The 10,240-nt window shown below is 72.3% G+C and carries 7 protein-coding genes; 4 read left to right on the forward strand and 3 right to left on the reverse strand.

From position 1 onward, the window contains the following. Window positions 1–175: 175 nt before the first annotated feature. Complete coding sequence (locus OFY01_RS11870; RefSeq protein ID WP_266599029.1) at window positions 176–2,380, forward strand: ATP-binding SpoIIE family protein phosphatase; 2,205 nt, start codon at window positions 176–178, stop codon at window positions 2,378–2,380. Here the strand turns inward: OFY01_RS11870 and OFY01_RS11875 are convergent. The 3 genes from OFY01_RS11875 to OFY01_RS11885 all read right to left on the reverse strand — a co-directional run bounded on the left by OFY01_RS11875 (window position 2,356) and on the right by OFY01_RS11885 (window position 5,203). Next, the gene (locus OFY01_RS11875) at window positions 2,356–3,525 is read right to left on the reverse strand and encodes an AI-2E family transporter (protein WP_266599031.1); all 1,170 of its coding nucleotides are present in this window, start codon (window positions 3,523–3,525) and stop codon (window positions 2,356–2,358) included. The genes OFY01_RS11870 and OFY01_RS11875 overlap by 25 nt on opposite strands. A 74-nt stretch (window positions 3,526–3,599) precedes the next feature. After that, window positions 3,600–4,565 (reverse strand): pirin family protein, encoded by a 966-nt coding sequence (locus OFY01_RS11880; RefSeq protein WP_266599033.1) that lies wholly within the window; start codon window positions 4,563–4,565, stop codon window positions 3,600–3,602. 128 nt (window positions 4,566–4,693) lie between these two features. Further along, window positions 4,694–5,203, reverse strand: coding sequence for an SseB family protein (locus tag OFY01_RS11885; RefSeq protein WP_266599035.1), 510 nt, complete (start codon window positions 5,201–5,203; stop codon window positions 4,694–4,696). 192 nt (window positions 5,204–5,395) lie between these two features. Here OFY01_RS11885 and OFY01_RS11890 point away from each other — a divergent pair, with 192 nt between their 5' ends. The 3 genes from OFY01_RS11890 to OFY01_RS11900 all read left to right on the forward strand — a co-directional run. Further along, a complete protein-coding gene (locus OFY01_RS11890; protein ID WP_266599037.1) occupies window positions 5,396–7,234 on the forward strand; it encodes an acyl-CoA dehydrogenase in 1,839 nt (612 codons plus the stop codon). Window positions 7,235–7,456: 222 nt separating this feature from the next. Next, a complete protein-coding gene (locus OFY01_RS11895) occupies window positions 7,457–8,806 on the forward strand; it encodes a M18 family aminopeptidase (RefSeq protein ID WP_266599039.1) in 1,350 nt (449 codons plus the stop codon). A gap of 197 nt (window positions 8,807–9,003) precedes the next feature. Then, the coding region (locus tag OFY01_RS11900) for an AfsR/SARP family transcriptional regulator (protein ID WP_266599041.1) at window positions 9,004–10,240 on the forward strand (1,237 nt) is incomplete at its 3' end.

Consider the following 10,240-nt stretch of genomic DNA (forward strand, 5'->3'; position numbering starts at 1 on the left):
GGGCGGGCAAGGCGGCACCCCGGTGCGGCGGGCAGGCGCGGTCGGCCCACCCCCGTAGCAGCGCGGCGACACCCCGGCGCGGCAGGCGCACACGGGCCGGGCCCAGCCCGTGGCTCCGGCCCCCCGGCGGAGCCTCTGGTGGCCGGGAGCGATCACCCCTTCTTAGAGTGGGGCCATGCGCACTGGTGAGCCCCTCCCTCCGGTGGAGGACGTCCTCGCCGCTCTCGCGACCGGCCTGTGGCGCTGGGACAACCGGGCGGGCGTCGTCACGTTCGACGCCGAGGCCGCCCGGCTCGTCGGCCTGCCCGCACGCCAGGTCACCCTCTCGGAGGCAGGCGCCAGGGCCCGCTTCCACCCGGTCGACTGGAACGAGATCGACGGCGTCGTGCAGCTCGCCGTCGCCGAGGGCACCCTCGCCGAGGCGCGCCTGCGCATCATGGACGAGCAGGGCCACGTCATCCGGACGGTCCGCTCCCGCTGCCGCCCCGTCGTCCACGGCGACACCCCGGGCTCGTACGAGCTGATAGGCACGCTCCAGGAGGTGACCGAGCAGCCCCCGGGCACGGCGGCCCGCACCCCGGTCACCGGCGACTGGCGGCGCTCGCGCGAGGCGTTCCTCCTCGACGCGGGCCGCGCCCTCGCGGAGGCATCCTCCACGGCCGAGGTGCTACGGGTCGCGGCGGGCCTGTCCATGCCGGGCTTCTCCCCGGAGGGCCTCGCCGTGTTCGGCGTCGCGGGAGACCGGCTCACCGTCATCGGCCACCACGGGCAGCAGGCGGGCGAGGAGGGGCCGTTCACCGACATGGCCCTGGACACCGACTATCCGGCCGCCGAAGTCGTCCGCACCGGCCGCGCCGTCTACCTCTCCTCACCGGAGGAGTACCGCACCCGCTACCCGTCCGCCTGGCCGCTCGCCGCCCGCTTCCACCGCCAGTCGTGGGCGTTCCTGCCGCTGGTCGTCGCGGGCCGCACCATCGGCGCGTGGATGGCGGGCTTCGCCTACCGGGTGTCGTTCACGCCCGACGAACGCTCGGTGCTCACCACGGTCGCCCGCATGCTCGCCCAGGCCCTCTCCCGCTCCTGGGCCGCCGAGTCGGAGCGCGAGCTGACGGACGGGCTGCAGAAGACGATGCTTCCCCGGCTCGGCCCGGAGATTCCCGGCCTGAGCATCGCCGCCCGCTACGTGCCGACCGGCGGCGGCCTCCAGGTCGGCGGCGACTGGTACGACATGATCCCGCTGCCCAACGGCCGGATCGCCCTGGTCATCGGCGACGTACAGGGCCATGACGTACGCGCGGCCGGCCTCATGGGCCAGCTGCGCATCGCCCTGCGCGCCTACGCCTCCGAGGGCCACCGCCCCGACGCGGTCCTCTCCCGAGCCTCCCGGTTCCTGTACGGCATCGGGGAGGCGGAGGACGCCGACGCCGACCCGCGCTTCGCGACCTGCCTGTACGTGGAGGCCGACCCGGCCACCGGCGTCCTCGAGCTCGCCCGCGCGGGCCACCCCGACCCCGCGATACGCATGACCGACGGCACGGTCATGATGCGGCCCACCGAGGGCGGCCTGCCGCTGGGCATCGACCCGGACGCCGACTACCCGACGACCCGGCTCGTCCTGGAGGCCGGGGAGACGCTGCTGATCTGCACGGACGGCCTGGTCGAGACGGGCGGCCACGACCTGGACACCGGCTGGTCGCGGATCCGCTCCGTCCTTGAGGAGGGCCGGCCCTTCGAGGCGAGCGGGGAACGGGAGCCGAGCGGCGGGCACACGGAGGAGCCCGCCCAGAAGACGGAGCCGCTGGAGGACCTGGCCGACGCCCTGGTCCAGGCGGTTCACGGCCCGTCCTCGCACTACACGACGGGGCCCCTCGCCGACCGCCGCGAGGACGACATCGCGCTGCTCCTGCTGCGCCGCACCGTCCCCGCGCGTGCGCCCACCACGGCCCGGCGCACCGCCATGACCATCGCGCAGGCCCAGCCCGAGCGCATCGCGGACGCCCGCCAGCAGCTGCGGGAGCTGCTGCACGACTGGACGGACGACGACCAGCTCGACTCCGCCGTGCTGCTCATCTCCGAGATGGTCACCAACGTCCTCGTCCACACCGACGGCGACGCCCTGATGGTCGCCGAGGTCACCAGCGGCGGCGGCCCGCGCCGCCTGCGCGTGGAGGTCGCGGACGCCTCCGACGACCTGCCGCACAGACGCAGGCCCGGTGAGCTGGCCTCGTCCGGCCGCGGCCTGGTCCTGATGGAGCTGCTCGCCGAGCGGTGGGGCGTGGACCCGAGGGGCGAGGGCAAGAGCATCTGGTTCGAGCTGCACGAGCCGGACAAGCCGCGGGAGGGCCCGGAGAACTCCTACGAGCCGGGGCCAAAGCCCTGACCCGGGCCGCCCCCGCCCACGCCCCCGCCCCCGGTTTCGGTTCCGGTTTCACGTGAAACGACCCCCGCGTCAGCGCCGCCCCCGCCCGCATAGCGCGCACGCAGTTCATTCACCACGCCGAACGCGGCCGCCGTCAACGGCACCGCCAGCAGCATGCCGAGAATCCCCGCGACGGAGGCTCCGGCCGTGAGCGCGAGCAGCACCGCCGCCGGGTGCATCTGCACGGTGCGCGACTGGATCAGCGGCTGCAGCACGTGCCCTTCGAGCACCTGCACGGCGAGCACGACGGCCAGCGCCCACGCGGCGATGACGAACCCCCGGTCGGCGAGCGCGACCAGGATGGCGACGGCTCCGGAGATGAAGGCACCGAGGTAAGGGATGTAAGCCCCCACGAACACGAGGGCGGCGAGCCCCACGGCCCCCGGCACCCGCAGCACGAGGAGCCCGACCCCGATGAAGGTGGCGTCGATGAGCGCGATGAGCGTGGTGCCGCGCATGAACCCGGAGATCGCGGCGAACGCCCTTCGCGCGATGGCCTCAAGGGTCTCACCGCCCGGCCCGGGGGCGGCCTGCCGCAACGCTCGGCGGAACCGTCCGGCGTCGCGCAGGAAGAAGAAGGAGAGCAGCAGCGCGAGCACGGCCATGGCGGCGATCTCCCCGGCGATACTGAGCCCGTTGATGACTCCGGACGCCGCGCTCCCTCCGTACTTCTTGATCAGGTCCTGAGCGTTGCCGGCGAGATTGTTCAGGTCGATCACCCGGGTCCCGAAGTGCTCGGAGAGATCCTTGACGGCCTGCTTGACCGAGGCCACGATCTCGTCGCCGGTGTCGATCAGCGCCCGCACCACGACGTACCCGGCGCCGCCCACGACGACGAGGATCAGCGCACACGTCAGCCCCGCCGACAGCGACTGCTGCACCTTGGCGCGGCGCAGCGCGAGGTGCACGGGCCGCAGCAGCCCGGTCGCGAGCAACGCGAGCAGCACCGGCACGACGGCCGTCTTGAACTCCACGCACAACCGGATTCCCACCCAGGCCACACCCGCGACGAGCAGCACCACGGCACACCAGGCGGCGGTGCGGCGGGCGGGCTCGGGAAGGAGACGGGCGACGGGTTCGGGTGGACGCTGACGACCGGTCTGCACCCTGCCAGGTGATCACGCCCGAGCGCCCGGCACCCGGCGGACGGGTCCACGCGGGTGACGGGCAGTCAGTCGACTCACGTGTGCGGCAGGCGCTCCTCGGTCGGGATGACGCCCAGGCGGCCCGCCTGGAAGTCGTCGAAGGCCCGCTGGAGTTCGGCGCGGGTGTTCATGACGAACGGTCCGTAGTGGGCCATCGGCTCGCGGATCGGACGCCCGCCGAGGACGACGACCTCCAGGTCGGGGGTGTTCCCGTCCTGGGACTCGTCCGCGCGCACCGTCAGTGCCGAACCCGCGCCGAAGACCGCGGTCTGGCCCGTGTGGACGGGCCGGCGCTCGGCGCCCGTGGTGCCGCGGCCGGCGAGGACGTACACGAGGCCGTTGTAGTCCTCGCGCCAGGGCAGCGTCACCTCGGCGCCGGGGCGGACGGTGGCGTGCACCATCGTGATCGGGGTGTGGGTGATGCCGGGGCCCTCGTTCCCGTCGAGCTCACCGGCGATGACGCGGAGCAGCGCGCCACCGTCGGCCGTGGTCAGGAGCTTGACCTGGCCGCCGCGGATGTCCTGGTAGCGGGGGTTCTTCATCTTGTCGGCCGCGGGCAGGTTCACCCACAGCTGCAAGCCGTGGAAGAGACCGCCGGACATGACGAGTTCCTCGGGCGGGGTCTCGATGTGCAGCAGACCGGAGCCCGCCGTCATCCACTGGGTGTCGCCGTTGGTGATGGTGCCGCCGCCCCCGTGCGAGTCCCGGTGCACGAAGGTCCCGTCGATGATGTACGTGACGGTCTCGAAGCCGCGGTGCGGATGCCACGGCGTGCCTTTGGGCTCTCCGGCTTCGTACTCCACCTCGCCCATCTGGTCCATCATGATGAACGGGTCGAGGTACTTGTAGTTGATTCCGGCGAACGCGCGGCGCACCGGGAAGCCCTCCCCTTCGAAACCGCTGGGCGCGGTCGTCACGGCGAGCACCGGGCGGGCCACGGCGTCCGCCGGTGCGGCCACTCGGGGCAGGGTCAGCGGATTCTCGACAGTCACGGCAGGCATGGGGGACCTCCTTGTGTCCTCGCGGCCCAACTTTAGTTGAACACTGAACTTTCTGCCAGTCGCGACAACGCGGAACGCCCGGAGGGCATTCCCTCCGGGCGTTCGCCGGCCTGCGACCTGGGCCGATGTCAGCCGTACATGCGGCGCATCGCGAAGTCGACCATCTCCTCGACCGCCTTCGCGTCGAAGACCATCCGGTGCTCGCCCTCCATGTCGAGGACGAAGCCGTATCCGGTGGGCAGCAGGTCGATCACCTCGGCGCCGGTGATGACGAAGTACTTGGACTCCTTGCCCGCGTACCGACGCAGCTCCTTGAGCGTGGTGAACATGGGGATCACCGGCTGCTGGGTGTTGTGCAGGGCCAGGAAGCCAGGAGTGTCGCCGCGCGGGCAGTAGACCTTCGACGTCGAGAAGATCTGCTGGAAGTCCTCGGCGGACATCGAGCCCGTGGTGAACGCGCGGACGGCGTCGGCGAGCGACGGGGGCGACGGCTCCGGGTACAGCGGGGGCGCCTGCTGCCCGTACGCGCCACCGCCCTGCATGCCCTGCATTCCGTGCATGTCCTGCATGCCCTGCTGCGGGGGCGCGTACTGCTGCCCGGCGTGCCCGGCACCCGGGTTCTGCTCGTAGCCGTACATGGGGCACAGCGTACCGAGCCGCCCCCGCTCCACGCGTTCACTCGAACGGCAGCGGCGCACGGGGCGCAGTTGGGAGCATCACAGATGCCCGGAAGGGGTTGAATCTTATTACCGGCGGGTAGCATCCTGGGAGCTACCAGTTGGTACGTGTATCGAGGACGTTCCCTCCCAAGCCATTACGGAGCCGTCGCCATGGGGCACTACAAGTCGAATCTCCGCGACATCGAGTTCAACCTCTTCGAGGTGCTCGGCCGCGACAAGCTGTACGGCTCCGGTCCGTTCGCGGAGATGGACGTCGAGACCGCCAAGAGCATCCTCGAGGAGGTCGCCCGCCTCTCCGAGAACGACCTGGCCGAGTCCTTCGCCGACGCCGACCGCAACCCCCCGGTCTTCGACCCGGAGACCAACACGGCGCCGGTCCCCGCCTCCTTCAAGAAGTCCTACAAGGCGTTCATGGACTCCGAGTACTGGCGGCTCGGCCTGCCCGAGGAGATCGGCGGCACCACCGCCCCGCGCTCGCTCATCTGGGCCCACGCCGAGCTGATCCTGGGCGCCAACCCGGCGATCTGGATGTACTCGTCCGGCCCCGCGTTCGCCGGCATCCTCTTCGAGGAGGGCAACGAGGCGCAGAAGAAGATCGCCGAGATCGCCGTCGAGAAGCAGTGGGGCTCCACCATGGTGCTCACCGAGCCGGACGCCGGCTCGGACGTGGGCGCGGGTCGCACCAAGGCCGTGCAGCAGGAGGACGGCTCCTGGCACATCGAGGGCGTGAAGCGGTTCATCACGTCGGGTGAGCACGACATGTCGGAGAACATCCTCCACTACGTCCTCGCCCGCCCCGAGGGCCACGGCCCCGGCACCAAGGGCCTGTCCCTGTTCCTGGTCCCGAAGTTCGAGTTCGACTGGGAGACCGGCGAGCTGGGCGAGCGCAACGGCGTGTACGCGACCAACGTCGAGCACAAGATGGGCCTCAAGGCGTCCAACACGTGCGAGATGACGTTCGGCGACAAGCACCCCGCCAAGGGCTGGCTGATCGGCGACAAGCACGACGGCATCCGCCAGATGTTCCGCATCATCGAGTTCGCCCGCATGATGGTCGGCACGAAGGCGATCTCCACGCTGTCGACGGGTTACCTCAACGCCCTGGAGTACGCCAAGGAGCGCGTGCAGGGCCCGGACCTCGCCCAGTTCATGGACAAGTCCGCCCCGAAGGTCACCATCACGCACCACCCGGACGTACGCCGCTCGCTGCTCACGCAGAAGGCGTACGCGGAGGGCATGCGCTCCCTGGTCCTCTACACCGCGTCCGTCCAGGACGAGATCCAGGCCAAGGAGGCCGCGGGCGAGGACGCGAGCGTCGCGCACGCGCTCAACGACCTGCTCCTGCCGATCGTGAAGGGCTACGGCTCGGAGAAGGGCTACGAGCAGCTCGCCCAGTCGCTCCAGACGTTCGGCGGCTCCGGCTTCCTGCAGGAGTACCCGATCGAGCAGTACATCCGTGACTCGAAGATCGACACGCTGTACGAGGGCACGACGGCCATCCAGGGCCAGGACTTCTTCTTCCGCAAGATCGTCCGCAACCAGGGCGCCGCGCTGAACGGGCTCGCCGAGGAGATCAAGAAGTTCCTCGCGGTGGAGACCGGCGGCGAGGAGCTGGCCGGGGCGCGCGAGTCGCTCGCCAAGGCCGCGGTCGAGCTGGAGGCCATCGTCGGCGTCATGCTGACCGACCTGGGCGCCACGGAGCAGGACGCCAAGAACATCTACAAGGTGGGCCTCAACACGACCCGTCTGCTGATGGCCTCGGGTGACGTCGTCGTCGGCTACCTGCTGCTCAAGGGCGCGGCCGTGGCGGCGGAGAAGCTGGCCTCGGGTGCGGCGGGCAAGGACGCCGCGTTCTACCAGGGCAAGGTCGCGGCGGCGAAGTTCTTCGCGGCGAACGTCCTGCCGGGCGTCACGGGCGCGCGGAAGCTGGCGCAGGCCACGAGTGCCTCCGGCCTGGACGTGATGGAGCTGGACGAGGCGGCGTTCTAGGCTCCGCCGAGTCAGGCTCCGCCGAGCCGGTTCGTGGCTGAGGCCCGCCGCCCCTTCCGGGGACGGCGGGCCTTTCCGCGTGGGCGTCCGCGGGGTGGTGCTGTCCGGCGGGTGCGGGTTGTCTTGTCCGCGGCTGGTCACGCTCCCTCCGCCCCCACGCACCCCGCGGAGGCACGGCACACGGGCGGGCGCCCCCGGCAGGGAAGGGCCTACCCTTGCCGCATGCACACACCCTCCGGCCCCTTCGATCGCGGGCACACCGACGACCTGATGTCCTTCCTCGCCGCGAGCCCCACCCCGTACCACGCCGTGGCGAACGTGGCCGCGCGCCTGGAGAAGGCCGGGTTCAAGGAGGTCACGGAGACCGAGGCGTGGGACGGGACCAGCGGAGGGAAGTACGTCACGCGCGGCGGCGCCGTCATCGCCTGGTACGTGCCGCGCGGCGCGCGGCCGCACACGCCGTTCCGGATCGTCGGCGCCCACACCGACTCGCCCAACCTGCGTGTCAAGCCGCAGCCCGACATGGGCTCGGGCGGCTGGCGGCAGATCGCCGTCGAGATCTACGGCGGTCCGCTGCTCAACTCCTGGCTCGACCGCGACCTGGGCCTGGCCGGACGGATCTCGCTGCGCGACGGGACGACGCGGCTCGTCGACATCGACCGGGCGCTGCTGCGCGTGCCGCAGCTCGCCATCCACCTGGACCGCTCCGTCACCTCCGACGGCCTCAAGCTCGACAAGCAGCGCCACATGCAGCCCGTCTGGGGCCTGGGCAGCGAGGTGAACGAAGGCGACCTGCTGCACTTCCTGGAGGACGAGTACGGGCTCGAACGCGGCGCCGTCACCGGCTGGGACCTGATGACGTACTCCATCGAGCGTCCCTCCTACCTCGGCCGTGACAAGGAGCTCGTCGCCGGGCCGCGTATGGACAACCTGCTGTCCGTGCACGCCTGCACGGCCGCGCTGGCCGAGGCGAGCCGACGCGCGGCCGCCGCGGACGACGGCATCGACGCCGAGGGCAAGGGCGAGGGCGAGGGCGAACCGGCGTACATCCCCGTCCTCGCGGCCTTCGACCACGAGGAGAACGGCTCGCAGTCCGACACCGGCGCCGACGGCCCGCTGCTCGGCGGCGTCCTTGAGCGGTCGGTGTTCGCGCGCGGCGGCTCGTACGAGGACAGGGCACGCGCCTTCGCGGGCACGGTCTGCCTGTCGTCGGACACCGGTCACGCCGTCCACCCCAACTACGGTGAGCGCCACGACCCGACGCACCACCCGCGCGCCAACGGCGGCCCGATCCTCAAGGTCAACGTCAACAACCGTTACGCCACCGACGGCGTGGGCCGCGCCGTGTTCGCGGCGGCGTGCGAGAAGGCGAACGTGCCGTTCCAGTCCTTCGTCTCCCACAACGCGATGCCCTGCGGCACCACCATCGGGCCGATCACCGCCGCCCGCCACGGGATCAAGACCGTCGACATCGGCGTCGCGATCCTGTCCATGCACAGCGTGCGTGAGCTGTGCGGCGCCGACGACCCGCACATGCTCGCCAACGCGCTGCTGGCGTTCCTGGACAGTTAGGGCCTGCCCGGCGGATCCTGCCGGGGTCGCGGCACCGACCGGGGGCGGCCTCCCGAGCCCCGCCTGGGCGGCCGGACAGACCCCGGGCACCCTCCCCTCCTGCCGCCCTGCCCGTCGAGCCGCCGTGACACGCCGGTGACCGGCGGCGATAGTCTCGTACGCGAGTGACGTCGGGCCGCCGGGAGAGTGCAGACCATATGGAGTTCCAGCTCCTCGGACCCGTGTCGGTCAACGGCGGCTCGGGCGCGGTGCCGCTCGGCCCCGTCAAGCGGCGCAGCCTGCTCGCGATGCTGCTGCTGCGCTCCCCGGCCGCCGTCTCCGTCGACACGCTCACCGAGGCGCTCTGGGACGACGAGCCGCCACGGCACGCGCGCACCGTCATCCAGGGGCACGTCTCCCGGCTACGCGCGTTGATCGGCGAGGCGGGGCTCGACGCGTACGGCGTCGAACTGACCACGCAGAGCCGGGCGTACGCGCTGCAGCTGCCCGAGACGCTGCTCGACGTACGCCGCTTCGACGAACTGGTCACCCTGGCCCGGCGGCAGCGCGACCCGTCCGACGCGGCACTGATGCTGCGGGAAGCGCTCGCGCTGTGGCAGGGGGACGCGCTGGGCGGCACGGTCGCCACCGCGCCGCTGACCGCCGCCGCGGCCGCACTGGTGGAACGCCGCCTCGCTACGGTCGAGCAACTCGCGGCCATTTATGCCCAGTTGGGGGCGGACGAGCGGGCCGTGACGCTGCTCGGCGGGGAGGCCGTGGCGCATCCGTTGCGGGAGCCGTTGATCGCCGCGCTGATCCGGGCGCTGCACCGGGCGGGGCGGCAGTCCGACGCGCTTGAGCAGTACCACCGGACCCGGGGACAGCTCGCCGAGGAGATGGGGGTCGACCCGGGGCCGGTGCTGCGGGCCGCGTACGGGGAGGTCCTGGAGGCCACGTCAGGGCTGGGTCTCGTGCCGGGGCCGGGGCGGGTTCCGGGGTCCGCGCCCGTGCCGGGTCCCGTGCCGGGGCCGGGGCAGGTTCCGGGGTCCGCGCCCGTGCCGAGTCCCGTGCCGGGGCCGGGGCACGTGCCGGGACCGGAGCGGGTTCTGGGGTCCGCGCCCGTGCCGGGGCCGGAGCGGGTTCTGGGGTCCGCGCCCGTGCCGGGGCCGGAGCGGGTTCCGGGGGCGGAGACCGCGCCTGGGGCGGGTCCTGTGCCTGTGCCAGGGCCGGGGGCCAGGCCGGGAGCCGCGCCCGAAGCCATGCCCGGAGCCGCGCCCGGAACCACACCAGGAGCCACGCCGGGGTCGGGCCCAGGCGAAACATCCCGGTGCGAAGGGGGTGCCGCCTCGCCCGCCCTGCCAGCCCAGGCAGCCCTGCCGGCCCAGGCAGCCCTGCCGGCCCAGGCAGCCCTGCCGGCCCAGGCAGCCCTGCCGGCCCAGGCGGCGGCCCAGGCGG

The organism is Streptomyces beihaiensis, from assembly GCF_026274175.1.
GTDB classification, from domain to species: Bacteria; Actinomycetota; Actinomycetes; order Streptomycetales; family Streptomycetaceae; genus Streptomyces; species Streptomyces beihaiensis.